This is a genomic window from Streptomyces sp. NPDC127100 (assembly GCF_042724095.1).
Taxonomy (GTDB): domain Bacteria; phylum Actinomycetota; class Actinomycetes; order Streptomycetales; family Streptomycetaceae; genus Streptomyces.
In genome coordinates, this window is the sequence record NZ_JBHXFL010000042.1 from 1 (window position 1) to 26,085 (window position 26,085).

The 26,085-nt window shown below is 74.1% G+C and carries 24 protein-coding genes; 9 read left to right on the forward strand and 15 right to left on the reverse strand.

The genetic code is table 11. The features are described 5' to 3' along the window. Nucleotides 1-76: 76 nt before the first annotated feature. Entirely contained in the window at nucleotides 77-1,228 is a 1,152-nt protein-coding gene (locus tag ACFWJB_RS28405; protein WP_386925727.1) for an acyl-CoA dehydrogenase family protein, read from the reverse strand. Between the two features lie 103 nt (nucleotides 1,229-1,331). On the opposite strand from ACFWJB_RS28405, the gene ACFWJB_RS28410 reads away from it, so the two are divergent. From ACFWJB_RS28410 to ACFWJB_RS28420, 3 genes are all read left to right on the forward strand, one after another. Beyond that, complete coding sequence (locus tag ACFWJB_RS28410; RefSeq protein ID WP_385470726.1) at nucleotides 1,332-1,973, forward strand: TetR/AcrR family transcriptional regulator; 642 nt, start codon at nucleotides 1,332-1,334, stop codon at nucleotides 1,971-1,973. A 46-nt stretch (nucleotides 1,974-2,019) separates the two neighbouring features. Then, nucleotides 2,020-2,733, forward strand: a complete 714-nt coding sequence (locus ACFWJB_RS28415) for an ArsR/SmtB family transcription factor (RefSeq protein ID WP_386925730.1) — start codon at nucleotides 2,020-2,022, stop codon at nucleotides 2,731-2,733. 63 nt (nucleotides 2,734-2,796) lie between these two features. Continuing rightward, nucleotides 2,797-3,759, forward strand: a complete 963-nt coding sequence (locus tag ACFWJB_RS28420) for a DMT family transporter (RefSeq protein WP_386925791.1) — start codon at nucleotides 2,797-2,799, stop codon at nucleotides 3,757-3,759. Here the strand turns inward: ACFWJB_RS28420 and ACFWJB_RS28425 are convergent. The 9 genes from ACFWJB_RS28425 to ACFWJB_RS28465 form a co-directional block, all read right to left on the reverse strand. Continuing rightward, nucleotides 3,756-4,853 carry a Zn-dependent alcohol dehydrogenase gene (locus tag ACFWJB_RS28425; protein ID WP_386925732.1) on the reverse strand — a complete coding sequence of 366 codons (1,098 nt, stop codon included), beginning with the start codon at nucleotides 4,851-4,853 and terminating at the stop codon, nucleotides 3,756-3,758. The two genes, ACFWJB_RS28420 and ACFWJB_RS28425, sit on opposite strands and share 4 nt — an antisense overlap. A 20-nt stretch (nucleotides 4,854-4,873) precedes the next feature. Then, complete coding sequence (locus tag ACFWJB_RS28430) at nucleotides 4,874-6,262, reverse strand: aldehyde dehydrogenase family protein (protein ID WP_385470721.1); 1,389 nt, start codon at nucleotides 6,260-6,262, stop codon at nucleotides 4,874-4,876. Between the two features lie 122 nt (nucleotides 6,263-6,384). Next, nucleotides 6,385-7,722, reverse strand: a complete 1,338-nt coding sequence (locus ACFWJB_RS28435) for an ABC transporter ATP-binding protein (protein WP_386925734.1) — start codon at nucleotides 7,720-7,722, stop codon at nucleotides 6,385-6,387. Between the two features lie 445 nt (nucleotides 7,723-8,167). After that, nucleotides 8,168-8,359: a hypothetical protein gene (locus ACFWJB_RS28440; RefSeq protein WP_386925736.1), complete on the reverse strand. Its 192-nt coding sequence runs from the start codon at nucleotides 8,357-8,359 to the stop codon at nucleotides 8,168-8,170. Nucleotides 8,360-8,392: 33 nt separating this feature from the next. Next, nucleotides 8,393-9,670 carry an MFS transporter gene (locus ACFWJB_RS28445; RefSeq protein ID WP_386925738.1) on the reverse strand — a complete coding sequence of 426 codons (1,278 nt, stop codon included), beginning with the start codon at nucleotides 9,668-9,670 and terminating at the stop codon, nucleotides 8,393-8,395. Nucleotides 9,671-9,730: 60 nt separating this feature from the next. Continuing rightward, nucleotides 9,731-11,173, reverse strand: a complete 1,443-nt coding sequence (locus tag ACFWJB_RS28450; protein WP_385469008.1) for a CitMHS family transporter — start codon at nucleotides 11,171-11,173, stop codon at nucleotides 9,731-9,733. Nucleotides 11,174-11,324: 151 nt separating this feature from the next. Beyond that, nucleotides 11,325-13,562: a molybdopterin oxidoreductase family protein gene (locus tag ACFWJB_RS28455; protein ID WP_386925740.1), complete on the reverse strand. Its 2,238-nt coding sequence runs from the start codon at nucleotides 13,560-13,562 to the stop codon at nucleotides 11,325-11,327. Nucleotides 13,563-13,683: 121 nt separating this feature from the next. Beyond that, the gene (locus ACFWJB_RS28460) at nucleotides 13,684-14,301 is read right to left on the reverse strand and encodes a TetR family transcriptional regulator (protein ID WP_385469002.1); all 618 of its coding nucleotides are present in this window, start codon (nucleotides 14,299-14,301) and stop codon (nucleotides 13,684-13,686) included. Next, nucleotides 14,298-14,909: a hypothetical protein gene (locus ACFWJB_RS28465; protein WP_386925743.1), complete on the reverse strand. Its 612-nt coding sequence runs from the start codon at nucleotides 14,907-14,909 to the stop codon at nucleotides 14,298-14,300. The genes ACFWJB_RS28460 and ACFWJB_RS28465 overlap by 4 nt, the downstream gene beginning before the upstream one ends. Nucleotides 14,910-15,070: 161 nt before the next feature. On the opposite strand from ACFWJB_RS28465, the gene hmgA reads away from it, so the two are divergent. Genes hmgA through ACFWJB_RS28480 form a run of 3 tightly spaced genes read left to right on the forward strand, consistent with a single transcriptional unit; the run spans nucleotide 15,071 to nucleotide 18,344 of the window. Next, entirely contained in the window at nucleotides 15,071-16,387 is a 1,317-nt protein-coding gene (gene hmgA / locus ACFWJB_RS28470) for a homogentisate 1,2-dioxygenase (protein ID WP_386925745.1), read from the forward strand. Nucleotides 16,388-16,414: 27 nt separating this feature from the next. Beyond that, nucleotides 16,415-17,164, forward strand: a complete 750-nt coding sequence (locus ACFWJB_RS28475) for a GntR family transcriptional regulator (RefSeq protein ID WP_385468993.1) — start codon at nucleotides 16,415-16,417, stop codon at nucleotides 17,162-17,164. A 22-nt stretch (nucleotides 17,165-17,186) separates the two neighbouring features. Further along, on the forward strand, nucleotides 17,187-18,344 hold the full coding sequence (locus ACFWJB_RS28480; protein WP_385468990.1) for a type ISP restriction/modification enzyme: 1,158 nt from the start codon (nucleotides 17,187-17,189) through the stop codon (nucleotides 18,342-18,344). Nucleotides 18,345-18,493: 149 nt separating this feature from the next. On the opposite strand, the gene ACFWJB_RS28485 is transcribed toward ACFWJB_RS28480, so the two are convergent. Beyond that, nucleotides 18,494-19,198, reverse strand: coding sequence for a TetR/AcrR family transcriptional regulator (locus ACFWJB_RS28485; RefSeq protein WP_385468987.1), 705 nt, complete (start codon nucleotides 19,196-19,198; stop codon nucleotides 18,494-18,496). Between the two features lie 63 nt (nucleotides 19,199-19,261). On the opposite strand from ACFWJB_RS28485, the gene ACFWJB_RS28490 reads away from it, so the two are divergent. Together ACFWJB_RS28490 and ACFWJB_RS28495 are read left to right on the forward strand one after the other, a co-directional pair. Continuing rightward, nucleotides 19,262-20,206 (forward strand): ATP-binding cassette domain-containing protein, encoded by a 945-nt coding sequence (locus tag ACFWJB_RS28490; protein ID WP_386925748.1) that lies wholly within the window; start codon nucleotides 19,262-19,264, stop codon nucleotides 20,204-20,206. After that, complete coding sequence (locus tag ACFWJB_RS28495) at nucleotides 20,203-21,012, forward strand: ABC transporter permease (RefSeq protein WP_385468981.1); 810 nt, start codon at nucleotides 20,203-20,205, stop codon at nucleotides 21,010-21,012. Before ACFWJB_RS28490 ends, ACFWJB_RS28495 begins: the two co-directional genes overlap by 4 nt. A 157-nt stretch (nucleotides 21,013-21,169) precedes the next feature. Here the strand turns inward: ACFWJB_RS28495 and ACFWJB_RS28500 are convergent, their stop codons facing one another. The 3 genes from ACFWJB_RS28500 to ACFWJB_RS28510 form a co-directional block, all read right to left on the reverse strand. After that, complete coding sequence (locus ACFWJB_RS28500; RefSeq protein ID WP_385468978.1) at nucleotides 21,170-21,436, reverse strand: hypothetical protein; 267 nt, start codon at nucleotides 21,434-21,436, stop codon at nucleotides 21,170-21,172. Nucleotides 21,437-21,551: 115 nt separating this feature from the next. Then, complete coding sequence (locus ACFWJB_RS28505) at nucleotides 21,552-22,364, reverse strand: anti-sigma factor domain-containing protein (RefSeq protein ID WP_386925751.1); 813 nt, start codon at nucleotides 22,362-22,364, stop codon at nucleotides 21,552-21,554. After that, complete coding sequence (locus ACFWJB_RS28510) at nucleotides 22,361-22,903, reverse strand: sigma-70 family RNA polymerase sigma factor (protein WP_386925753.1); 543 nt, start codon at nucleotides 22,901-22,903, stop codon at nucleotides 22,361-22,363. The genes ACFWJB_RS28505 and ACFWJB_RS28510 overlap by 4 nt, the downstream gene beginning before the upstream one ends. 223 nt (nucleotides 22,904-23,126) lie before the next feature. On the opposite strand from ACFWJB_RS28510, the gene ACFWJB_RS28515 reads away from it, so the two are divergent. After that, the gene (locus tag ACFWJB_RS28515) at nucleotides 23,127-24,779 is read left to right on the forward strand and encodes a serine/threonine-protein kinase (protein ID WP_386925755.1); all 1,653 of its coding nucleotides are present in this window, start codon (nucleotides 23,127-23,129) and stop codon (nucleotides 24,777-24,779) included. On the opposite strand, the gene ACFWJB_RS28520 is transcribed toward ACFWJB_RS28515, so the two are convergent. Further along, complete coding sequence (locus tag ACFWJB_RS28520) at nucleotides 24,749-25,555, reverse strand: SGNH/GDSL hydrolase family protein (protein ID WP_385468967.1); 807 nt, start codon at nucleotides 25,553-25,555, stop codon at nucleotides 24,749-24,751. The two genes, ACFWJB_RS28515 and ACFWJB_RS28520, sit on opposite strands and share 31 nt — an antisense overlap. Nucleotides 25,556-26,085: the final 530 nt, after the last annotated feature.

Here is a 26,085-nt window from a genome sequence, read left to right on the forward strand (position 1 = left end):
TATATTACACCGGTGGGGCACCCGGGGGGGCGTTTGGGCCGCCGCCCACATCCGCCGACGTACTCAGGTCGGGTACTCAGAAGGCCGAGACGCCCGTCAGCGCGCGCCCGATGACCAGTTTCTGGATCTGGCTGGTGCCCTCGTAGAGGGTCATCACGCGGGCGTCGCGCAGCAGCTTGCCGGCCGGGTACTCGTCGATGTAGCCGTAGCCGCCGAAGACCTGGAGCGCGTTGTTGGCGGCGCGGACGGCGGCCTCCGAGGCGAAGAGCTTGGCCTTGGAGGACTCGACGGCGAAGGGCCGCCCCCGGTCGATCAGGTCGGCGACCCGCCAGGTCAGCAGCCGGGCCGCGTCCACGTCGAGGGCGATGTCGCTGATCAGTTCCTGCACCAGCTGGTGGTGGGCGATGGTCCTGCCGAACTGCTCGCGTTCGCCCGCGTACCGCACGGCCGCGTCCAGGGCGGCCTGGGCGATGCCGACGCAGCCGGCCGCGACCGACATCCGCCCCTTGGCGAGCGCCGACATCGCGACCGAGAAGCCCTTGCCCTCGGGGGCCAGCATCGCGGAGGCGGGGACGCGGACGTCCTCCAGGACCAGTTCCGCGGTGGCCTGTCCGCGCAGCCCCAGCTTGCCGTGGATGGTGCGGCGGGTCAGGCCGGGGGTGTCGGTGGGCACCAGGAAGGCGGAGACGCCCTTGTGGCCGGGGGCGTCCGTGGAGCGGGCGAAGAGCAGGACGACGTCGGCCCAGGTGCCGTTGGTGATGAACATCTTGGTGCCGTTGACGACGTAGTCGTCGCCGTCGCGGACCGCGCGGGTGGACAGGTTCCCGGCGTCCGACCCGGTGCCGGGCTCGGTCAGGCCGAAGCAGCCGACGTACTCGCCGGAGGTCAGCCCCGGCAGCCAGCGGCGCTTCTGCTCCTCGTCCCCCCAGGCGGCGATCGTCTTGGCGACCAGCCCGAGGGAGACGGAGACGATGCCGCGCACGGAGCTGTCGCCGCGCCCCAGCTCCTCCGTCACCAGGCAGTACGCGAGGTGGTCGCCGCCGGAACCGCCGTACTCCTCGTCGACGGTGAGCCCGAGGAAGCCGACCTCGCCGAGTTTCCTGACGATGGACCGGTCCACCTCCTCGGCGCGGTCCCAGGCGACGACGTGGGGGGCGATCTCGCGCTCCACGAAGTCCCGGGCGAGCTGCCGCACGGCGGTCTGCTCCTCGCTGAGCTCCAGGTTCATGACGGGTCACCCCACAGAAGACGGATCCGGGCGGCCGTAGCTTGAAAGCCAGACATTTAAATTAGCACTGCTAGTTTACGGCCGCAGCCCTACTATGTGCGCCATGGCCCGACCGCGCAAGCCCCTGCTCAGCACCGACCGGATCGTCGAGACGGCCCGCGCGCTGGTGGACGCGGAGGGCCTCGCCGCCGTCTCCACGCGCCGGCTCGCCGCGGAACTGGGGGTCAGCGGGCCCTCGCTCTACAACCACTTCCGCACCAAGGACGAGATCCTGGAGGCCGTCGCCGACTCGGTCAGCGCGCAGGTCGACCTGTCGATGTTCGAGGACGGCCGGGACTGGCGGACCGCGCTGCACGACTGGGCCGTCTCCTACCGGGCGGCCCTGCGCGACCACCCCAACATCGTCCCGGTGCTGGCCCACGGGCCCGGCCGCCGCCCGGCCGCCCTGCACCTCGCGGACGCCGTCTACGGGGCGATGGTCGCGGCGGGCTGGCCGCCGGCCCAGGCCACGTCCATCGGCGCGCTGATGCGGTACTTCGTCATGGGGTCCGCGCTCGGCTCCTTCGCGCGGGGGTTCCCGGACGACGCCGGCGCCTACGACCCCGCCGACTATCCCCACCTCGGCAAGGCGCACCTCCTGGCCGAGCAGCAGGAGAAGATCGACGAGCGGGCCTTCGAGACCGGTCTGACGGCCCTGCTGGACGGGCTGGCGCGGCAGTACGAGCAGGCGGCGCGGGAGGCGTGAGGACACTTCGGCGCCCGCCGACATGTCCGTGCCGCATCCTGGACGCATGACGGAAAAGGACGGTGAGGCGCCCGGACTCGCGCGGCTGGCCGGGCTCATCGCCGACGAGACCCGGGCCGCCTGCCTGCTGGCGCTGCTCGACGGGCGGGCGTGGACCGCGGGCGAGCTGGCCCGGCATGCGGGCGTCGCCCCGTCGACGCTCAGCGAGCACCTCGGCAAGCTCGTCGCCGGCGGCCTGCTCAGCGAGGAACGCCAGGGACGGCACCGGTACGTCAGGCTGGCCGACGAGCGGATCGCGCACCTCGTCGAGGACCTGGCCGCGCAGGTCGCGCCCGAGGCGGCGGCCCGGCGTCCGCGCACCCTCCGCGCGTCGAGCGCCGGGTCGGCGATGGCCCGCGGGCGCACCTGCTACGACCACCTCGCCGGGCGCCTCGGGATCACGGTCACCGACGCGCTGACCGGGCGCGGGCTGCTGCGCCAGGACACCGGCTTCGCGCTCACCGACGCGGGACTCGGCTGGTTCGACGCCGCCGGGATCCGCCTCGACCGCACGAAGCGCCGCCCACTGGCCCGAGCCTGCCTGGACTGGACCGAACGCCGCCCCCACCTCGCGGGCGTCGCGGGCGCGGCCCTGTGCCGGCACGCCCTGGACGCCGGCTGGTGCGTGCGCATCGGCTCGGAGCGGGCGGTCAGGGTGACGCCGGCCGGCGAGGACGCGCTGTCCGAGCTGCTGGGCATCGACCCGTCGGCGCTGCGCTGAGCGCGCTCCCCGTCCGGAATCCGCCGGTCCCCCGCCTCCCGCCCTCCTAGCCTCTGGAGCATGATGAGCACCGCCCCGTCCCGCCGTGCCGGACTTCTCGCCGCCGGCGCCGCCACGGTCACCGTCGTCCTGTGGGCCTCGGCCTTCGTCTCCATCCGCAGCGCGGGCGAGGCCTACTCGCCGGGCGCGCTGGCGCTCGGGCGGCTGCTGTCGGGCGCGCTGACGCTCGGGGCGATCTGCCTGGTGCGCCGGGAGGGGCTGCCGCCCCGGGCGGCCTGGCGGGGGATCGCGATATCCGGGCTGCTGTGGTTCGGCTTCTACATGGTCGTCCTGAACTGGGGCGAGCAGCGGGTGGACGCCGGTACGGCCGCCCTGGTGGTGAACGTCGGGCCGATCCTCATCGCGCTGCTGGGCGCCCGGCTGCTCGGTGACGCGCTGCCGCCGCGGCTGGTGACGGGGATGGCGGTGTCGTTCGCCGGTGCGGTGACCGTGGGCCTGTCGATGTCCGGCGGGGGCGGTTCCTCGCTCTTCGGGGTGGTGCTGTGCCTGCTGGCGGCCGTGGCGTACGCGGGCGGGGTGGTCGCCCAGAAGCCGGCGCTGGGCCGGGCGAGCGCGCTCCAGGTGACGACGTTCGGGTGCCTGGTCGGGGCGGTGCTCTGCCTGCCGTTCGCCGGGCAGCTGGTGCGGGAGGCGGCGACGGCGCCCGGCTCCGCGACGCTCAACGTGGTCTACCTGGGCGTGTTCCCGACCGCCCTGGCGTTCACGACGTGGGCGTACGCCCTGGCCCGGACGACCGCCGGCCGGATGGGGGCGACGACGTACGCGGTGCCCGCCCTCGTCGTCCTGATGTCGTGGCTGGCGCTCGGCGAGGTGCCGGGGCCGCTGACCCTGGCGGGCGGGGCGCTGTGCCTGGCGGGCGTGGCGGTGTCGCGGTCCAGGAGGCGCGCGGCGGCGGCCCCGGAGCCGGGCGGGGCCCCGGAGCCGGGCGGGACTCCGGAGCCGCGTCCCGCGGACGCGAGGCGTTAGAAGACCACCAGCGCCCGGCCGCCCTTGCCCGCCAGCATGTTCTCGAAGGCCGCCGGGATGCCGTCCAGGGCGATGCGTTCCGTCACCAGGGTTCCCAGGTCCAGCCGGCCGGTGCGGATGTGCTCGGCCAGCACCGGGAGGTCCCGGGCCGGGTCGGCGTTGCCGTAGACGCAGCCGGACAGGGTGCGGCCCCAGTGGAAGATCTCCAGGGCGTTGAAGGTGACCTGCTGGTCCTTGCCGCCGATGCCGACGACCGTGGTGCGGCCGCCGCGCCGGGTGGAGTCCCAGGCCGTCCGGATGGTGACCGCGCGGCCGGCGCACTCGACGGCCACGTCGACGCCCTGCCTGCCGGTGAGGGCGCGGATCTCGCGGGCGGTGTCGTCGGAGGCGACCAGGTAGTCGGTGGCGCCGGCGGCACGGGCCAGTTCCTCCTTCTCCGGGGAGACGTCGACCGCGACGATCGTCGCGGCGCCCGCGATCCGGGCCGCCTGGAGGGCGGCGAGGCCCACTCCCCCGACGCCGAACACGGCGACCGTCTCGCCCTCCCGGACCCGGGCCGAGTGGTGGACGGCGCCGTATCCGGTGAGCACGGCGCAGCCCAGCAGGGCGGCGTCGGTGAGCGGGACACCGTCCGGGCTGGGCAGGACGCAGGACGCGGACACCACCGTCTCCTCGGCGAACGCGGCGACGTTCAGGCCGGGGTGCAGGGCGGTGCCGTCGTCGGCGCGGTGGGCGTGCGTGTTCGCGGCGCCGGCCAGGGCGTCGGCGCACAGCCAGACCTCGCCGAGCGAGCAGGGATGGCAGGTGCCGCAGGACGGGGCCCAGTTGAGGACGACACCGTCGCCGGGCGCGACGTGGGTGACGCCCTCGCCGACAGCGACGACGGTGCCGGCGCCCTCGTGGCCGAGGACGGCGGGGAGCGGCACGCGCATGGTGCCGTTGGACAGGGACAGGTCGGAGTGGCAGACCCCGGCGGCGGCGAGCCTCACCCGGACCTGGCCGGGGCCCGGCTCCGGCAGCTCGATCTCGGTGACCTCCAGCGGGGAGCCTACGGCGGGTACGACGGCGGCGCGGACAGCGGTACGGACGGCCATGAGGTGGGCAACTCCCCTGACTAGAACTGGAGGGACTTGGTCTGGAGGTACTCGGTGAGGCCGTGCGCGCCCAGTTCGCGGCCGACGCCCGACTGCTTGTAGCCGCCGAAGGGGGCCAGCGGGTTGAAGCGGCCGCCGTTGATGTCGACCTGGCCGGTGTCCATGCGGCGGGCGAAGGCGACGGCCTCCGCCTCGTCGGCGGCCCAGACGGCCCCGGCGAGGCCGTAGACCGTGCCGTTTGCGATCCGCAGGGCGTCCTCCTCGTCCTCGTAGCGCAGCACGCACAGGACCGGCCCGAAGATCTCCTCCTGGGCGACGGTCATGTCCTCGGTCACGTCGGCGAGGACGGTCGGGCGGACGTACCAGCCCTGCTCGCGCGGGGCCTCGGGGCCGCCCGCGACGAGGCGCGCGCCCTCGGCCACGCCCTTCTCGATGTAGCCGCGCACCCGCTCCCACTGCCTGGCGTTGACGACCGGGCCGATCCGGTCGCCGTACTTCGCGGCGGCCTCGGCGGCCAGCCCGACGGCCTCGTCGTACTGGTCGCGGTGGACCAGCATGCGCGTCCAGGCGCTGCACGTCTGACCGGAGTTGGACATGACGTTGGCGACGCCGACGTTCACGGCCTTGGCCAGGTCGGCGCTCGGCAGGATCACGTTGGCGGACTTGCCGCCGAGTTCGAGGGCGACCTTCTTGACGGCGGCGCCGGCGATGGCGCCGATCCGGCGGCCGACGGCGGTGGAGCCGGTGAACGAGACCAGGTCGACGTCGGGGTGCTCGGCGAGGGCCTGGCCGGCGACCGGGCCGAGGCCGGTGACCAGGTTGAAGACGCCCGCCGGGACGCCCGCCTCGTGCACCGCCTCGGCGAAGAGCCGGGCGGTGAGCGGGGTGTCCTCGGCTGGCTTCAGGACGACGGTGCACCCGGCCGCGAGCGCCGGGGCGACCTTGGCGACGATCTGGTGGAGGGGGTAGTTCCAGGGGGTGATGGCGCCGACCACGCCGATCGGCTCGTGGTGGACGACGGAGTTGCCGACCTTCTCCTCGAAGGCGTACGTCGCCGCCAGCTCGGCGTAGGAGCCCGCGACCGCGATCGGTGCGCCGGCGTGCACGGCCTGCGAGAACTTCAGCGGTGAGCCGAGTTCCGCGGTGACGGTCCCGGCGATCTCGTCCTTGCGGGCCACCAGCACGTCCCGCAGGGCCGCCAGCCGCGCGGCGCGTTCGGCGGGCGGGGTGGCGGCCCAGCCCGGCAGGGCGGCGCGGGCGGCCCGTACGGCGGCGTCCACGTCCAGGGCGGTGCCGGCGGGGACCGTGCCGATCACCTGCTCGTCGGCCGGGTTCACGACGTCGATCGTGTCCCGTCCGTCGGCGGGGCGCCAGGCTCCGTCGATGTACATGCCGTCGTGTGCCTTCATCGCGTTCCTTCCGGGCGGGCCTCGTCGTCCGGCCCCAAACTAGCGCCGATAGTTTTACGGCACCAGAGGCGGCCGCCATGGTGGCGCGGCTCACCCTCCCGGAGGGCCGGCAGCGGCCGGAATCACTCCTCCAGGTCCGGCAGCCGGGCCGGGTCGGGGCAGATCCGTTCGCCGTACTGGTCGAAGACGAACAGGTGGGCGAGGTCGACGAGGAGAGGCACCTGCATGCCGTGGCGGAGGTGGATGTCGGGGGTGGTCCGGACGATCAGGTCACCGGGCAGACGGCCGTCGGGGGCGGTGACCGCGGGCCCGGGTTCCGGCGGCTCGTCCAGGGCGACCACGGGACCGGCGCGCAGGGCGCCCGCCCGCTCCCTCAGCCGGCCGAGGACCGTGCCGTCGCGGCGGCGGCGGCCCGCGGGGCGTGCGGCGGGCCGCGGGGCCTCCAGGTCGGGGACGACGGCGGGCCGGGAACCGGTGTTGAAGTGGACGAGGACCTCGTGGCCCTGGAACTCGACGTGTTCCACCAGGCCGGTGAGCAGCACCTCGCCGGGGCGGGCGGAGGCGGGGTCGGCGATCCGGACGGCCTCCGACCGCAGGCCCACGATGACCTCCCGGCCCTGCTGGACGCGGAGCAACTGGTGGTCCAGGGAGAGCGGTTCGGGCAGGCGCAGGAACTGCTTGCCCAGGCTGACGGTCATCGCCCCGTCGAGCGGGGCGCGCACGAGACCGCGCAGCAGATTGATGCGGGGGGTGCCGATGAAGGCGGCGACGAAGACGTTGCGCGGCAGGGCGTAGACGGTGCGCGGGGCGTCCACCTGCTGGAGCACGCCGCCGCGCAGCACGGCGACCCGGTCGCCGAGGGACATCGCCTCGGACTGGTCGTGGGTCACGTAGACGGTGGTGACGCCCAGTTCGCGGGTCAGCCCGGTGATCTCGGCGCGCAGGTGGTTGCGGAGTTTGGCGTCGAGGTTGGACAGGGGCTCGTCCATCAGGAAGGCGGTGGGCCGGCGGGAGATGGCCCGGCCCATGGCGACGCGCTGGCGTTCGCCGCCGGAGAGCTGGGCGGGGAAGCGGTCGAGGAGGTCCTCGATGCCCAGCATCCGGGCGGTGGCGTCCACGCGGGGGCCGTGGTCGGCCTGGGGTGCCTCGACGCGCAGCGGGAAGCCGATGTTCCCTCGGGTCGTCATGTTGGGGTACAGGGCGAAGTTCTGGAAGACCATCGCCATGCGCCGTTCGGCGGGGAGCAGGTCGTTGGCGTACGCGCCGTCGAGCAGCAGTCTGCCCTCGGTGATCTCCTCCAGTCCGGCGATCATGCGCAGCAGGGTGGACTTGCCGCAGCCGGAGGGGCCGAGCAGGACGAGGAACTCGCCGGGCGCGATGTCCAGCGACAGCCGGTCCACCACGCGGACGCCTCGCGCGTAGGTCTTGCTCACGTCGTGCAGGGAGATGGCGCGTGTCATGGAGTGCCCCCGGGGGCTCACTGGCGCTGGGACTTCGTGGACGGACACCCCGCACGGGACGCACGGGGCGTGTGAGTCACGGAAGTTAACGGACTGTGCGCGGCCGGGGAAGAGACCGGACCGCATCTCACGCGAGTGTCCGTCCAGTGAGAAAGCGGACGGCCGGATTCGGGGCGGGGGGCGTCTCAGGGAATGATCAGGGCGGAGCCCGTGGGGAGTTGCTCGCGGCGGCCGACACCACCGGGACCGTGCGTCGCGACGGTGCGACGGCGGGCGATCGAGGCTGGCTCGGCACCACCGGGCGGTCGGCGGGCCGGGCCCGCGCCGCGGCAGTGCGCGCCCCGGAGCGGGAGCCGTCCCGGCCCCGCACCACCGGGCGGTCGGGCCCGCCCCGCAGCTGCGGAGCCGTCCGGCGCGGCGCCGACGCCAGTCGTCCGCGCCGACGCTAGTCGTCCGCGCCGCCGCTCCGGCCCGGGCCGGCGCCCGGGCGCCGCGAGGTGCGGACCAGCTCGCCCGCCGCCAGGGTCGCCGCGGCGACCACCCCGGTCCAGCGGGGGCCTCCCCGCGCGGCCAGGACGACGCAGACGCATCCTCCGGCGACCAGCAGCAGGACGCCGGTCAGGACGAGTACGGCCATGGTTGCTCCCCGATCCCCTGATGGTGACCGCCATCATCTCCCCCGGTCCGGCGGACCCTCGCACCGGCCACCGCCCCGACCCGCCGTACGGTGCGACGGCCGGCCCCGGTCGGGGCCGTCGGCAGCGGACGCGCGCTCGGGCGCCGGCCCGGCCGGGGAGCGCAGGGCGACGCCCGAGGACAGCAGGAGCAGCGCGCCGAGCATCACGAAGGGCGCGGCCACGCCCGCGACACCGGCGATCAGACCGGCCGCGGCCGGCGCGGCGACCTGGCCGAGGCGGTTGCCGGTCAGGCGCAGGGCGAGGGCGGTGGAGCGGGCCCCGTCGGGGGCGGCCTGGACGACGGTCGTCATGGACAGCGGCTGGCCGACGCCCAGACAGAAGCCGAGGACGGCGAGCATCACACCCAGGGCCCACACCGGCACCGGCAGCGCGACCCCGGCGCACAGCACGGCCGCCACCAGACAGGTCACCGTGAGCAGGACGGTGCGGCCGAGCCACCGCAGGAGGGGCGTCAGCACCAGCCGGCAGGCGATCGTGGCCGCCGCGCGCAGGCTGAGCAGGACGCCGATCACGGCCGGGGAGATGCCCCGGTGCTCGCCGACCACCGGGAGGTAGGCGGTGAGGATGTCGGTCGCGGACAGCACCGACAGGCTGATCAGGATGCCCGCGGGCACGCCCCGGGCCCGCAGGATGCCTCCCACCGGGACGCGCGGCCCCTGCTCCCGGCGGGACCCGGCGGCCGCCGGGTGCTCGATGCGCCACAGCGACGTGAACGCGACCGCCGCGCCCGCGCCCGCGACGACCAGGGCGAGCGCGCTGCTGCCCGCCATGTCCGGGCCGCCGATCAGGGCGCCGGCCGCGACGGGCCCGACCAGCTGGCCGAGCGAGGCGCCGATGGTGAAGTGGCCGAAGTTGCGGTCCTGTTCGTGCGGCGCGGACTGGCGGGCGACCAGCGACTGCGCGCCGATGACGAAGCAGAGGTGGCCGAGGCCCATGACGCCGCTCCACAGCGCCATCGCCCACAGCGACCCGGCGACACCGCTCAGCGCGCAGCCGCCGGCGATGAGCACCACGCCGGCGGGCAGCAGCGGGGCGCAGCGGCCGTGGTCGGTGCGGCGGCCCAGCGGCACGGCCGCGAACAGCGGCAGCAGCGCGTACACGCCGGCGATGACACCGATCGCCCGCTCGTCCGCGCCCAGGGCTAGGGCCCGGTAGGAGACGGCGGGCCGGGCCATCGACACCGCCCCCTGAGCGAAGCCGAAGGCGATGACGAGGCGGAGCAGCCAGCCGCGGTTCCCACCGGGCGTCATGGTCGTGTCCTTCCTGGGCGTCCGGCCCCCGCACACGGTCGGTGGGAGCCGGGCCGGTGATCAGATGATGCCGAACAGGATGCCCGCCGCGAGGATCACCAGGCTGGTCAGGACCGCCCACTTCACGACGAACCGGGTGTGGTCGCCGAACTCGACCTTGGCCATGCCGACCAGGACGTACACGGCGGGGACGAGCGGGCTGGACATGTGCAGCGGCTGGCCGACGATCGAGGCGCGGGCGATCTCCAGCGTCGACACGCCGTGCGCGTGGCCGGCCTCGGCGAGCACCGGCAGGACGCCGAAGTAGAAGCCGTCGTTCGACATGAAGTAGGTCAGGGGCAGGCTCAGCAGGCCGGTGACGAGCCCCATGTGCGGGCCCATGCCGTCGGGGATGGTGTCCACCAGCCAGTTGGCCATGTGGTCGACCATGCCGGTGCCGGTGAGGACGCCGGTGAAGACGGCGGCGGCGAAGACCATGCCGGAGACGTTGAGGACGTTGTCGGCGTGGGCCGCGATCCGGGCCTTCTGGTCGGGGATGTGCGGGAAGTTGACGGTGAGGGCGAGTGCCGCGCCGATCAGGAACAGCACCGGGATCGGCAGCAGCTCCATGATCATGGCGGTCAGCAGGGCGACCGTGAGCAGCGCGTTGAACCAGTACAGCCTGGGACGCAGGGTGGCGCGGTGCGGGTCCAGGCCCTGGAACGTGTCGTCCGCCTCGCCCGCCCCCGCGGCCGGGCCGCCGGCATCCGCGGACGCCCTGCCGACGCCGGTGCCGGCACCGGCACCGGTGCGGGACGCGCCGCCCGGTCCCGTGCCGGCCGCCGCACCCGCGCCGACCAGCACCGTCTCGCTCTCGTCCTCCCGCACCGGCGTCTCGTCCAGCGTCAGGGTGCCGAGCCGCCGGCGCTCGCGCACACCGAGGACGTAGGCCAGGACGACGACCGCGGCCAGGCCCACGGCCAGGGCCGGGATCATCGGCACGAAGATGTCGGTGGCGTCGACCTTCAGCGCGGTGGCGGCGCGGGCGGTGGGGCCGCCCCAGGGCAGGGTGTTCATCACGCCGTTGGCCATCGCGGCGACACCCGTCATCACGACGAGGCTCATCTTCAGCCGCTTGTACAGCGGGTACATGGCCGAGACCGTGATCATGAAGGTGGTCGAGCCGTCGCCGTCCAGGGAGACGATCGCGGCCAGCAGCGCCGTGCCGACGACGATCCGCATCGGATCGGCCTTGCAGAACTTCAGGATCGCCCGGACGATCGGGTCGAACAGCCCGACGTCGATCATCACCCCGAAGTAGACGATCGCGAACATGAGCATCGCCGCGGTGGGGGCGAGGCTGGACACGCCGTCGATGACGTAGTCGCCCAGATGGGCGCCCTTGCCGACGAACACGCAGAACAGCGCGGGGATCAGCACGAGCGCCGCGATCGGCGACATCTTCTTCATCATGATCAGGACCAGGAAGGTCGCGATCATGGCGAAGCCGAGGATGGTCAGCATGAATGGATACCTAACGTTCGCCCTTGAACATCCCACCGGGGCAGGCGGTGCGAGCGACGTTAGGTGGCGCGAAGCCGCGTTAACAAGACGTTGACATGCGAGCAATAAGCGCAAAACTCCAGGTCACAGCTTTGCTCAGGTCGGGGGCGGGTCAGGGCCGGGCCGTCGGGGCGAGCTCGACGGGGATGCCGTTGAGGACCGCGTTGCCCGAGAGCGGGTCCAGCAGGCTGCCGTCGAGGAGCTGGTTGACGTTGACGCCGGGGTCGCCGGCGGCGTGGGCGAGGCGGGTGCCGGGCCGGTCGTGGCCCCAGCCGTGCGGGAGGCTGACCACGCCCGGCCGGACGGTGTCGGTGACCTCGGCGGGGGCGGTCACCTCTCCCCCGGCCCCCTTGACGCGCACCGGCTCCCCGTCCCGCAGGCCGAGCCGGCCGGCGTCGTCGGGGTGGACGTGCAGGGTGCAGCGGTTGGAGCCGCCGGTGAGGGCGGGGACGTTGTGCATCCAGCTGTTGTTCGACCTCAGGTGGCGCCGGCCGACCAGGAGGAGCCCCTCGGGGCGCTCGTCCATGGCGCGCCTCAGACGCGGCAGGTCGCCGACGATGGGCGCGGGGAGCAGCTCCACCTTCCCGCTGCGGGTCCTCAGCGGCTGCGGCAGGCGCGGGCGCAGCGGACCGAGGTCGATGCCGTGCGGGTGGGCGAGCAGCCGGTCCAGCGTCAGCCCGTCGGGGCGGGCGCCGAACCCGTCGCCGTAGGGGCCGAGGCGCAGCATCATGTCCAGCCGCCGCTCGGGGCCGTCGACGCCGGTGAGGCGGGCGGCGAGGTCGCTCGGGTCGCGCCCGTGGACGGGAGAGTGCGGGTCCCGTACGGCCTTGCCGAGGGTCTGCTCGATCACCATGGCGTCGACGGCGGCGGGATCGGCGCCGTGCCCGCCGGAGACGGCGAGCACCAGCCGGGCCAGGATCTCGGTCTCGGCCGTCCGGCCGGGTTCGAGGGGGACGGCGGGCCGGGTGTATCGGACCTGGTTGCGCACGGCGAGGCCGTTGAAGGCGAAGTCGTGGTGCGGGCTCTGGGCCGGCGGGGGCGGCGGCAGGACGACGTGGGCGTGGCGCGAGGTCTCGTTCAGGTACGGGTCGACGCTCACCATGAAGTCCAGCGAGGCCAGCGCCTTGTCGAGCCGGTCGCCGTCGGGAGCGGACAGCACGGGGTTGGCGGCGACCGTGATCAGTGCGCGTACCGGCTCGCCCTCGCCGGTCGCGGTGTCGATCTCCTCGGCGAGGGCGGACAGCGGCAGCTCGCCCTTCGCCTCGGGGTACCCGCTCACCCGGGAGTGCCAGCGGCCGAGCGCGAAGCCCCGGCCGGGCCCTGCGGGGCGCGGGGTCCGGTCGGTGGCGGCCTGCGGGAAGAGGGCACCCCCGGGCCGGTCGAGGTTGCCGGTGAGGACGGTGAGGACGTCCACGAGCCAGCTGGCGAGGGTGCCGTGCGGGACGGTGCAGCTGCCGATGCGGCCGTAGACGGCGGCGGTGGGGGCGGCGGCGAGTTCGCGGGCGAGGGCACGTGTCGTCCCGGCGTCCACGTGGCAGGCGGCGGCGACGGACTCCGGAGTGAAGTCCCGTACGGCGTCGCCCAGTTCAGCGACGCCCTCGACGTGCGGCGCGAGGGCGCCGAGGTCCACCAGGCCCTCCTCGTACAGGACGTTGGCCATCGCGGCGAGGAGCAGGGCGTCCGTGCCGGGGCGGATCGCCACGTGCCGGTCGGCGAGCTTCGCGGTGCGGGTGCGGCGCGGGTCGACGACGGTGAGGGTGCCGCCGCGGGCCCTGAGGGCTTTCAGCCGGCCGGGGAAGTCGGGCGCCGTGCACAGACTGCCGTTGGACTCCAGCGGGTTGGCGCCGATGAGGAGCAGGTGGTCGGTGCGGTCGAGGTCGGGCACCGGGATGGCGCCCGCGTCGCCGTACAGCAGGCCGCTGGAGACGTGCTTGGGCATCTGGTCGAGCGTGGAGGCGGTGAAGAGGCTGCGGGTGCCGAGCGCGCCGAGCAGGACCGGCGGGTAGAGGGCGCCGGCCACGGTGTGCACGTTGGGGTTGCCGAGGACGATGCCGGCGGCGTGCGGGCCGTACCGTTCGACGACGGGGCGGACGCCCTCGGCGACCGCGTCGAACGCCTCCTCCCAGGTGGCCTCGCGCAGCTCGCCGTCCCGGCGCACGAGGGGTGCGCGCAGCCGGTCGGGGTCGGCGTCGAGGGCGCCGAAGGAGGCCCCCTTCGGGCAGATGAACCCGCGGCTGAAGACGTCGTCGCGGTCGCCGCGGGCGGCGGTGACCCTGGTGCCCTCGACGGTCAGGGTCAGGCCGCAGGTGGCCTCGCACAGGGGGCAGATACGCAGGGCGGTGCGGGACACGGGTCCTCCCGGAGGACGGCGGCGGTGGCGCGCGGACGTGGAACCTCGGGGCGAGCATACCGACCGGTAGGCATGGCGGGGAGACCTTGGCGGAACCCGGCGGCGACGGCCTTGCCGCGCGTCAGTCGAGCACGCGCCCCAGATACGCCGCCAGCAGCTCCCGGGCCTCGCCGATGATCGCCTCGTCGCCGTCCGGCGCCATCCGGAAGGCGAGCTGGACGAGGGTGTCGGCGGTCTCCACGGCGACCAGGAAGGCGCGGCGCAGGTCGTCGTCGGGGTGGCGGCCGAGGTAGCCGGCGAGCAGTTCGGTGACCCGGTCGGCGACGCGGTGGTTGGGCTCGGCCTGGCGTCCGCCGACCGGTATCTGGTTGCCGAAGTCGACCAGCGAGAAGCCGGGCGCGGTCCGCTTCATCGCCAGGTACTCGTCGAGCACGGCGTCGAGGGCGTCCCGCCAGCCCCCGTCACCGGCCTCCGTCAGCCGCTCGGTCACGCGCTCGGCGTAGCGCTCGAGGTTGCGCTGCGCCAGCGCGTCGGCCATCTGCCGCTTGTTGCCGAAGAAGCGGTACACCGAGCCGATGGGGACGCCGGCGCGCTGGGCCACGGCCCGGGTGCTCAGCCCGTCGTAGCCGACCTCGTCGAGGAGGGCGGCGCAGGCGTCGAGGATCCGGGTCAGCCGTTCGGCGCTGCGCCGCTGCACGGGGGCACGACGGAGCGGGGTCGCGTGGGGCACGTGCATCATGATGCCTTTCCGCCACGGTCCGGGGAACCGTGGTCTCCGGTACCCGTGCGGACGGCGGCGGGCGGGGCCGCGTCCTCGCGGAGCGCCGGTTCCGTGGCCCCGGTCGGCTCCGCCTCCGAGGCCGTGATGTCCGCCGTGCTCTCCACCGGCTCGCCGTCGACGGCCCAGACGGTGCCGTCGTCGGCGTACAGCCGTGCGGTGACGTGGTGGGTGCCGCGCGGGACGAGTTCGGCGGTCAGGCGGTACCGGGGGCCGCGCAGGACGGTGACGAGGTCCCCGTCGACGAAGAGGTGCGCCACACCGCGGCCGGCCACCGCCGCGGCCTCCGTGCCGGGCGGCGAGAACCGGAAGTGGCGGACGGTCAGCCTGACGTCCCAGGTGTCGTCCGTGTCGGGCTGCACCTCGATGCCGACCTCGGGTGCCTGCCCGGCGTCCGCCTCCCGGTAGCGCCGGCCGCCCTCGTCGGTGTTCTCGAGGAGCCGGCCCGCCGACGTCGGCGACGCCCCGGCCTCCGGCTTTTCCCCGTCACTGGAGCCGCAGCCCGCGGATCCGGTCAGCAACAGGACACAGACCGCGAGCGCGGCGGCTGCTTCCCGCGTCCACGACATGCCGGGAGAGTAGAACACCGGTCCGACAGTCCGGATCCCCCAGAGGTCTGGTTCCGGTCATCGTCCCCCAGGAGGAGGACGAAGGTCCGCTCGCCCTCTTGCGCCCGGGAAACCGCAATCCTACGGTGACGCATAGGAATCAGATTGCGAGGGAGCGATCAATGAGCGGGGACGCGCGGAAGACCGCGGAGGGCCTGACCTACCTGTTCGGCTTCGGCAACGAGCACAGTTCGCAGGCCGTTCCGGGGGCCCTCCCCGAGGGCCGGAACTCGCCGCAGCGGGCGCCCCTGGGGCTGTACGCCGAGCAGCTCAGCGGCTCGGCCTTCACGGAGCCGCGGGCGCACAACCGGCGCTCGTGGCTGTACCGCATCCGCCCGTCGGCCGCGCACCCGGCGTTCACCCGGACCGGCAACGGCGCGCTGCGCACCGCGCCGTTCACCCAGTGCGTGCCGGACCCCAACCGGCTGCGGTGGAACCCGCTGCCCGAGCCCGAGGCCGGGACGGACTTCCTGGCGGGCCTGTGGACCCTCGGGGGCAACGGCGACGCGACCCAGCGCACCGGCATGGCCGTCCACCTGTACCGCGCCGACACCTCCATGGAGCGCGTCTTCAGCGACGCCGACGGCGAGCTGCTGATCGTGCCGGAGCGCGGCGGCCTGCTGCTGCGCACCGAGTTCGGGCTGCTGCACGCCGAGCCGGGCCACGTGGCGCTGATCCCGCGCGGGGTGCGCTTCCGCGTGGAGCTCCTCGACGACGACGCCCGCGGTTACGTCTGCGAGAACTACGGCGCCCCCTTCCGCCTGCCCGACCTCGGCCCGATCGGCGCCAACGGCCTCGCCAACGCCCGGGACTTCCGGGCGCCGGTCGCGGCGTACGAGGACGTGGAGGGCCCGGTGGAGGTGGTCAACAAGTTCTGCGGCAACCTCTGGACGGCCGTCTACGACCACTCCCCGCTCGACGTGGTCGCCTGGCACGGCAACCACGTGCCGTACGTCTACGACCTGCGCCGCTTCAACGTGATCGGCACGATCTCCTACGACCACCCCGACCCGTCGATCTTCACGGTGCTCACCTCCCCGTCCGACACCCCGGGTCTCGCGGGCGTCGACTTCGTGGTCTTCGCGCCGCGCTGGCTGGTGGGCGAGGACACCTTCCGGCCGCCGTACTTCCACCGGAACGTGATGAGCGAGTACATGGGCCTCATCGAGGGCGCCTACGACGCCAAGGCCGAGGGGTTCGTGCCGGGCGGCGGCTCGCTGCACAACATGATGTCGGCGCACGGCCCGGACCGGGAGACCTTCGACCGGGCGAGCGCCGCCGAGCTGAGGCCGCAGAAGATCGACGACGGGCTGGCGTTCATGTTCGAGACCCGGTGGCCGGTGAGCCTGACGCCCCAGGCGACCCGCGCCGAGCACCTCCAGCAGCGCTACGACGACGTCTGGCAGGGACTGGAGCGCCACTTCCGCCCCTTGCACTGAGGATTCCCCTACCGGTACGGATGGCCCGTGACCTCCTTCGCCCCGGACTCCATCGTCCTGAACCGCAAGCTGCCGCTCTGGTACCAGGTGTCGCAGTCCCTGCGCGCCTCGATACTCGGCCGCTCGCCCCGGGACCCGCTGCGCCTGCCCACGGAGGAGCAGCTGGCCGGGCACTACGGGGTGAGCGTGCTGACCATGCGGCAGGCGCTCAAGGAGCTGGAGGACGAGGGCCTGATCACCCGCCACCGGCGGCGCGGCACGTTCATCGAGCCGCACGCCCGGCGGGGCGCCCCCGTGCGGCTGCTGGGCTCGGTGGACGCCATCGTGGCCCAGCAGTCCGGCATGAAGGCCGAGCTGCTGGGCCACGGCACCGCTCCCGTGCCGCCCGAACTCGCCGAGTACTTCCCGGACCTGGCCGATGCGGCGACGTACCACCGGCTGCGCTGCGACGAGAAGACCGGCGAGCCCACCAACCACGCACGCAACTACATCCGTCCCGAACTGGCCGCCCGCATCGACCCGGACGACCTCGCGCGGTGGCCGATGACCAAGGTGCTGCGGGACGTGGTCGGCATGGACATCAGCCGGATCACGGACACCGTCGAGGCCCGGCTCGCGGACCCGGAGACGGCGCGGCTGCTCGAGGTGCCGCTGCTCAGCCCGATCCTGCACTACACGGGCATCACCTACGACACGGCGGGACGGGTGCTGGACGTGGCCGTCATCCACTACCGGGGGGACCGCTTCTCCTTCACGGTCACCCTGGACGCCACGTGAGGACGCGGCGCGCCGTCGTACGATGCCCGGCGTGACGCACGACGACGCTCCGCCGCTGGCGGACCTCATGCCGTGGTCCGTCGCACCGCCGCGGCTCGGCCGGGGGTGGCCGGCGGCCCCCGACCCGGCGTCCCCGAGGGCCCGCTGGGACGCCCTGGTGAAGGCGGAGGGACCCGACCGCGAGGCCCTGTTCCAGCCGACGCGCTCGCGCACGCCGCACACGGCGGTCGGGCAGCTGCCGGGCACGTCGGGCGGCACGGAACGGCTGGCGCGCGCCTCGGGCCCCTGCCCGGAGCCCGTACGGGTGCTGCGGGCGCCCTTCGACGAGCAGTGGCTGATTCCCGACCACCGGCTGATCGACGCGGCCCGTCCCGAGCTGTGGCGGGTGGCCGACGAGCGGCAGGTCTTCGTCGTGGAGACGTCCGACGCCGCCGGCCCCCTCCTGCTCGCGACCTCGCTCCTGCCCCTGTTCGGTCCGGCCCGCGTCCGCCCGCTGCACCGGCGTCCCGGCGGGGCCGAGCCGAACCTGGCCCCCGGGCTGCTGGACCACCTGGCCGGCCGGCTCGGGCTGCGCCCCGGTCCGCTGGACGTGCTGGCGTGGATGGTGGCGGCCGTCCGTCCCGGCCCCGTGGTGCCGCTGACCGCCGACCCCGCGCAGTGGGAGCACGGCGTCTCGCTGGGCCGCCGCGCGCTGTGGCTGATGCGCCGCGACGGCGAGCGCCCCAAACTGCCCGGCGGACGCCGCCCCTACGTCCGCGCCCCGCTGCCCGCGCGCCCGCTGACCCTTCACTACGACCGGGACGAGGAGGCCCTGCACCTCGACGGGGGCCGCGTCTCCCCCGTGCCGTCCGGCGCCTGGGACTTCGAAGTGGGCGGGGTGCGGGTCCTGGAGCAGTGGTTCGCGGCCCGCACCGCCGAGGGCGAACCGGGCACGCTGGCGGCGATCCGCCCGGCCGGCTGGCCGCAGGCCTGGACGTCCGAGCTGCTGGAGCTGATCACGGTCCTCGCCCTGCTCGCAGAGCTGCGCCCGCGCTGTGCGGAGCTGACGGTGACGGATCCGGTCACGGCCACGGAACTGCACGCCGCGGGCGTGCTGCCGGCCCCCGGGACCGCCCGTGGACCGGCCTCGGTCCTGGACGGACCGGAGGAGGGCCCGGAGGGTCAACTGGCTCTGCTGTAGGGATCGGTCACCGCTCCGGCAGGGCGGTCTCCTCGTCGGTGAGCCGCTCGAAGCAGGCCTCCTCGGCGAGTTGCCGAGACCCCGCCCGAAAGACCCTGATTCGCGACGGGCGGGCCCCGTCGGAGGCCCGGCCGCAGGCCAGTTGGGGTTCATTCGAACCCGTTCAGCACCCGCTGAAGCGCCCGCTCGAACACCGCCTCCATGTCGATGGGGCCGGCGTCCTGGGCGAAGGAGGCGGCCAGGCGCGGGTAGGCGCCGCTGGCCAGCCGGCTGCCCAGGTACGCGATCCGCGCCGCGTTCTCCTGCTCCTGGGACCAGGGCAGCGAGCGGGTGCGCTCGACGGTGGCGAGTTCGCTGCCGACGTAGGTCGTCACGACGCCGTTCACCATCGCCACCAGCTCCATCTTCGTGCCGTAGGGCGCGTCGAAGGGGTCGAGGCAGGCCAGGCAGTGCTCCAGGTAGCGCAGGGCGTTGGGGCTGAAGCCGTGGACCGCGGACATCAGCCGGGGCAGCCAGGGGTGGCGGTGCATCAGCGCGCGGGTCTGGTGGGCGACCCGGAGCATGTCGGCGCGCCAGTCGCCGCTCGGCTCCCACAGCTCGTGCTCGCCGCTGACGGCGTCCATCATCAGCTCGTGCAGGTCCTCCTTACGGGGGACGTAGTTGTACAGCGACATGGTGCCGCAGCCCAGTTCGGAGGCGACGCGGCGCATCGAGACCGCGTCCAGGCCCTCGGCGTCGGCGATCCGCACCGATGCCGCGGCGATGTCGGCGCGGGTGTACGCCGGTCTCGGTCCCCGGCCGGTGCGCTCGGGGCGCGCCCAGATCACTTCGGGTTCGGCCGCTCGGCCCGCCATCTGTCATCACCTCGGCCTCCATCGTAGTTACGTACACCGTACGTAGTGCGCTATGGTCGACCCATGACTACTACGTACGCTGTACTTAGTGAAGGTCTGGAGAAGCGTTTCGGCGACGTGCGCGCCCTGCGCGGGCTGGACCTCGCGGTGGCCGAGGGCACCGTGTGCGGACTGCTCGGGCCGAACGGGGCGGGCAAGACCACGGCCGTGCGGCTCCTGACCACGCTGCTGCGACCGGACGCCGGCTCGGCGCGGATCGCCGGGCACGACCTCGTGCGGGAGGCCGCGGCCGTCCGGCGCCGGATCGGCGTGACCGGGCAGTACGCCTCGGTCGACGGGGACCTCACCGGACGCCAGAACCTGCGATTGTTCGCCCGGCTGCACCGGGTGCGGGACGCCTCCGCGCGGACCGCCGAACTGCTCGACCGGTTCGGCCTCGCCGAGGCCGCCGACCGGCCCGCGTCGACCCTGTCGGGCGGCATGCGGCGCCGTCTCGACCTGGCCGCGAGCCTGATCCGCCGGCCCGAGGTGCTCTTCCTGGACGAGCCGACGACCGGGCTGGACCCGGCCAGCCGGAACCAGATCTGGGAAGCGGTGCGCGCCCTGAAGGAGGACGGCACGACCGTGGTGCTGACCACGCAGTACCTGGAGGAGGCCGACCGCCTCGCCGACGACATCGCCCTGGTGGACCGGGGCCGGGTGGCGCACACGGGATCGCCTGCCGAGCTGAAGGCGCTGGTCGGGGCGCACGCGGAGGCCGTCGTCGCGGACGCGGACGCCATGGAGAGGGCGGCCGCCGTCCTCGACCGGCTCACCGGGGCGGCACCGGTGCTCGACCACGAACGCCGGACGGTCGGCGCGGCGAGCACCGACCCGACCCTGACACTCCCGCGCCTGGTGCGCGAACTCGACGCGGCGGGCGTGCCGCTGGTGGACGCGAGTCTGCGCCCGCCGACCCTGGACGACGTCTTCCTCCGCCTGACCGGCAGCAAGGAGCTCGCGGCATGAGCGCGACGACGGGAACGACCACGCCGTACGACCTGGCGTACGACGGCACGGCGATGCTGGGCCGGCAGTTGCGGCGGCTCCGGAACAATCCGGGGCTGCTGATCCTCACCCAGTCGATGCCGGTCACGATGCTGCTGTTCTTCGGCTACGTGTTCGGCAGCGCGCTGGCGATGCCGGGCGCGGAGTACCGGTCCTTCCTCGTGCCGGGCCTGCTGGTGGCGACGGCGGCGAACGGGATCATGACGGGCATGTTCCAGGCCGCCCAGGACACGCACCGGGGCGTGACGGACCGGCTGCGCACCCTGCCGGTGAGCCGGGCGGCGGTGCCGCTGGGGCAGTCGGTCGCGGACGTGCTCGTCACGGCCGCCGGGACGGTGCCCCTCCTGCTGGTCGGGCTCGCGGTGGGCTGGCGGGTGGAGGGCGGTGCGCTCGGCGCGGCGGGCGCCGTGGGGCTGCTGCTGCTGTTCCGGTTCGCGACGACGTGGATCGGGATCTTCCTGGGACTGCTCACCCGCAGCGAGGAGGCCGCCGGCCAGCTGGGCGGGGCGACCTTCGTCCTGCCGCTGCTGTCCAACGCGTACATCCCGACCGAGGGGCTGCCCGGGTGGCTGCGCACGGTCGCCGAGTGGAATCCGATCAGCGCGGTGACCACGGCGCTGCGCGATCTCTTCGGCAACGCACCCGTGCCGGAGGGGGCCGCCTGGCCGGTGGCGCACCCCGTCGCCGGATCACTGGCCTGGTGTGCGGTGCTGCTCGCGGTGTTCGCGCCGCTCGCCGTGCGCCGGTACGCGCACGGGGAGCGCTGAGCGGGCGGGTTCCCGGGTCGTCGCCGGGCGGGGACACGGCGGGACAGGGGACGTGCCCGCGCCGCGGATCACACCGGGGGCGCCACCGCGGGCCGTGGGGACGACGGGCGGGTGAGCGGCGCCGCGCCGGGACGGTGTGACCGCCGTGGCGCGGGCCTCAGTTGCCGAACAGCGAGCGGCGCAGCCGGCGCAGTGGCGCGAAGAGCGAGACCCGGCGGACCCGGGCGCCCCTGCTGCTGTGCCGGTGCGCGGGCTCACGCGCGGTCAGCTCGCGCATCAGCGACGTCGCCTCCAGCGTCTCCCGCTGCGGAAGCGCGGGGCCTCCGAGCACCGCGAGATGGCGGTCGAGGCGCGAACTGGTCGCGCTGCTCCCGCAGGTGATCGCGGGCACCCTCGCCCTGCTGCGCATCGTTATCTGTTCCATGTCACTCCCCACCCGTACGAGTCCACCCGGCCCGGGCAGGGTAACCCTATCGCCCCGGTGAGGCAGCCGTGTATCGCGGTCACAGGATTCACCTTCCCCGTAAGGGTGTTGACGATCACTCTCCGAATCCGACAGATTCCAGGGCGAGTTGGACAACAGGCCCGCTCGTCGGCCGGGCCGAGCCCCCGCCGGGCTCGACGGTCACGGCCAGTGACGTCGCGGAGCGCTCCAGGTTCGACGCGATCAAGGGCGTGTCGCCGTCGAGGAGCCCGAGGGAGCGCGGGCCGGCGCCGGGGCGCACGAGCCACAGCTGGTGCACGCGGCCCCGGGGCGGCTCGCCGTACCCGAGCAGGGTGACGACCGCGCGCCCCTCGGCGGCCGAGGCGACCACCGCGACGCCCCGGCCCCGGCCGTCCAGGCCGCTCGTGGCGCGGGCGTCCGGAGCCGCGAGGACATGGGCGATCTCACGCGCCCGGTCCCGCGCGGTGTCCAGCTCGTCCTGGGCCCGGCCGGCCTGCACGGCGAAGAGCGCGGCGACGACGAGGGCCGCGGCGGCGGTCACGGTGGCGAACGGCACCGGGAGGCGCGGTCGGGCGGCGCGGGAGCGCGCCGGGGGCGGCTGGACGCCCCGGACGCGCCGCGGCGACCGGCGCGCGGACCGCCGTACGGGCGCGGGGTCCTGGGGGGTGGCGCGCACCGCGGCCAGGACCCGGTCGCGCAGGGCGGCGGGCGCGGGGGCGGCCGTGGACCGGGCCAGGCGCACGGCGTCCTCGGACAGGTCCCGCACCTCGGCCGCGCAGCGGTCGCAGGTCCCGAGGTGCTTCTCGAAGCGGACCCGTTCGGGCCCCTCCAGGGCGTCGAGCGCGTGGGGCGCGGCGAGCGAGTGCAGGTCGCCGCGGCGCGCGGGCATCCGGCCGAGGAGGCTCATGCGGCTCCTCGCAGGCAGTCGCGCAGGCGGTTGAGTCCGTCCCTCATCCGTGTCTTCACCGTGCCCAGGGGGAGGGAGAGCCGTTCGGCCACTTCCCGGTAGGTGTAGCCGTCGTAGTAGGCGAGCGTGACCGACTGGCGCTGGAGGGCGGTCAGCCGGTCCAGGCAGCGGCGCACCCACTCGCGTTCGAGACCGGCCTCGACCTCCTCCAGGACCTGGTCGAAGGCGGGGTGGTGGGCACGCCGCGCCTCGCGCTCGTCGCGTTCACCGGCGGCGCGGGCGCTGCGCACCCGGTCGACGGCGCGGCGGTGGGCGAGGGTGAGGACCCAGGACAGGGCGCTGCCCCGGGCCGGGTCGAACCGCGCGGCGGACCGCCACAGTTCGAGCAGCGCCTCCTGGGCCACCTCCTCCGACTGGGCGGGGTCGCGCACCACACGGCGGACGAGTCCGAACACGGGCCCGGACACCAGTCCGTACAGCTCCTCGAACGCCTTCTGGTCACCGTCCGCCACGAGCACCAGCAGCTCGTCCGCCGTCACCCGGCCCCCTTTCCTCCGCGGGCCGCGCCGGCCCGCCCACGTCGGCCGGTCGCGCGCAACGCCCGGGCCCTTCGGAGGAATTACGGATCAGCGGGCGGAAAACGCGGGTCCGCCGGCGAGCGACGGCACGGGGGGCGGCATCCGCGCCGGGCTGAGCTACTTTGGGAGGAATCTCCGGGATCGGCGCGGGGCGGGTCCGCGCGAGACGTCAGAGGGGGCGCCGGTGTTCGAAGACCCCGGCAGTGAACGTGTGGTCGCCGGCCGCTACCGGCTCCTGTCCCCTCTCGGCGAGGGCGGCATGGGCACGGTGTGGCGGGCGCGTGACGAGGTGCTGCACCGCGAGGTCGCCGTCAAGGAGGTCCGCGCGCCCGCCGGGCTCCCGGACACCGAGGTGCGGCGGATGTACGCCCGGCTGGAGCGGGAGGCATGGGCCGCCGCCCGCGTCGCCCACCGCAACGTCGTGACGGTGTACGACGTGGCCACCGACGGCGGCCGGCCCTGGATCGTGATGGAGCTGGTGCGCGGACTGTCCCTGGCCGATCTGCTGGACGCGGAGGGACCGCTCGCACCGCGGCGGGCCGCCCTCGTCGGGGCCGAGGTGCTGGCCGCGCTGCGGGCCGCGCACGCGGCGGGCGTGCTGCACCGGGACGTGAAGCCGGGCAACGTGCTGCTGGCCAACGACGGTCGGGTGGTGCTCACCGACTTCGGGATCGCCACGGTCGAGGGCAGCTCCGCGCTGACCATGACCGGCGAGGTCGTCGGCTCCCCCGAGTACCTCGCCCCGGAACGGGCCCTGGGCCGCACACCCGGCCCGGAGGCCGACCTGTGGTCGCTGGGCGTGCTGCTGTACGCGGCGGTCGAGGGCGCCTCGCCGTTCCGTCAGGACACCCCGCTGAGCACCCTGCGGGCGGTCGTCGACGAGGAGCTGCCGCCGCCGCACCGGGCCGGTGCGCTCGCGTCCGTCGTCGAGGGCCTGCTGCGCAAGGACCCGGCGGAGCGGCTGCCGGCCGAGCGGGCCGAGCGGGACCTGAGGCTCGTCGCGGCCGGCGGCACGCCTGCCGGGGAAGGTACGACGCGCGTGGACGTGGCGCCGGCCGGCGCGTACGCCCCGACGGTCGCGGCCCGCTCCGGGCCGCTGCCGCCGACGCCGCCGGTGCCCGTGCCCCCGATGCCGGCGGAACCGGGGCCCGGCGCGCCCGGACACCGGGAGGGCCGCGCACGGGCCGTACTGGTCGTGGGGCTGGCCGTGCTCGCGCTCGCGCTGGCCGGACTGGTGTACGCGCTGCTGCACCGCTCGGACGGCGGTGGCGGGACGGAGGGTGCGGGCGGGGACCGGCCGCGGGGGACGAGTCCGTCGGCGCCGGGCCGGACGGACGGTGCCTCGGGGCCGAGCCCGTCGGCCGGTTCCGGCAGCCACGGCCCGGGGAGCAGTCCCCCGGCGCAGTCGGTGGAAGTCTCCGTGACCGGTGCGCACACCCACTACTCGGGGAGCTGTCCCCCGCCGCACGGCCGGGCGCCCGCCTTCACGGCGACGTTCACGGTGGGGCGGTTGCCGGCGCGGGTCGGCTATCGCTGGGTGACGGAGGACGGGACGGTCTCCGACCCGGGGTGGAGGACGTTGTCCTTCCCCGCGGGCGGCGGCCGCGCGCGACAGGACACCGTCGTCGTGACGACGCGTGCGGACAGCGGCGCGTTCGAGAGCGCCGTCCGCGTGGAGGTGCGGGAGCCGGTGACGGCCACGTCGGACGCGGTGGCGTTCTCGGTGACCTGTGCGACGGAGACGGAGACCCCGACGGGCGGGGCCTCCCCCTCCTCCAGCTCTTCCGCTTCTGCTTCCGCTTCGGGTCAGGCGGCGCTGTTGAGGGTCGGCAGGTAGCCGCCCGACTGACCCGACGCGGTCGGGTGGTACGACTCACCGATGTTGAGCCAGTTCACGCTGTGCAGCCAGGAACTGCTGGAGCAGATCTCGTGTCCGGTGAAGGGGCCCCGCACGTCGCCGAAGGTGAAGCCGTAGCCGGCCGCGCGCTTGGCGATGGTCGTGTTGAGCAGGTCGGAGGCGTCGTTGATCGCCTTCCGCTTGGTCTCGGAGAGGCCGACGCAGGTGGTGCCGAGCTTGTAGAAGCGCGGGTAGCCGATGACGACGACACGGGCGTTCGGGGCCTTGCTGCGGATCGCCGAGTAGACGCCGTCGAGGTTGCCGGGCAGGGTCGATTCGACGTACGTCCGCGCGGTGGCGACCCGGGACAGGCAGGAGCTCTCGGACTGGAGCACACAGGTCGTCATGACGTCGGCGAAGCCGGCGTCGTTGCCGCCGATGCTGATCGAGACGAGACCGGTGGAGGAGCTGAGCGGGCCGAGCTGTCCGGCGAGGACATCACCCGTACGGGCGCCGGAGCAGGCCGTGAAGTCGAACGACGAGGGTGAGTTGGCGGCAGCCCACAGGTACGGGTAGGCCTTCGTGCTGCGCTTGCAGTCACCGCTGGAGCTGAGGTAGCTGCCGGCGCCGACGCCGGAGGAGTAGGAGTCGCCGAGGGCCACATAGCCGCCGGTGGCCGCGGTCGTGGACGCCTGGGCCGTCGCCGCCCCGGTGAGGGCGGCGCCGGCAGCCAGGATGACCGAGGTCAGAAAGCCGACAATTCGGGAACGTCTCATGGAACCTCCCTTAGCAGGATCTCCGCTTGAACGTTGGTATCAGCTACGCGTGTTGACAGGAAGTGTTCATGCCAAGAAAGGGACTGACGGTGATTCAAAATCGGACGAAAGTCAGTGGGAACACCAGTGCCGTCTTGACGCTCTCCGACGGGCTGGGCCACATTGAGCCCGGCATCTTGGGCTTCAGGGGGCAAAGCGGAACGGTCAGAGGACCCATCACCCGCACAGGATCGCCCCTCGAGAAGCACGGATGACGGCAAAACATCAAAAACGTGAGGCCATGTTTCAGGTCTTGCCATAGGGGTTCAATCGTCAATACCGTCATACATCTCCCGCATCGGCACGTCGGCACGCGGCTCAGGGGAGGGCTCGAGGCCGCGGCGGACCGGGCGGGGCGCGGTAGGGGGGTGCCGTGCTCGGTGACCACATCGGTGGCCGGGCCGTGCCGCGCGGTCGGCTGCCGTTTCTCTTTGCCGGCGTCGACAGGCTTTGCCAGCTCGCCTGGCACGTACGGGGGTCCGCTCCGTCGT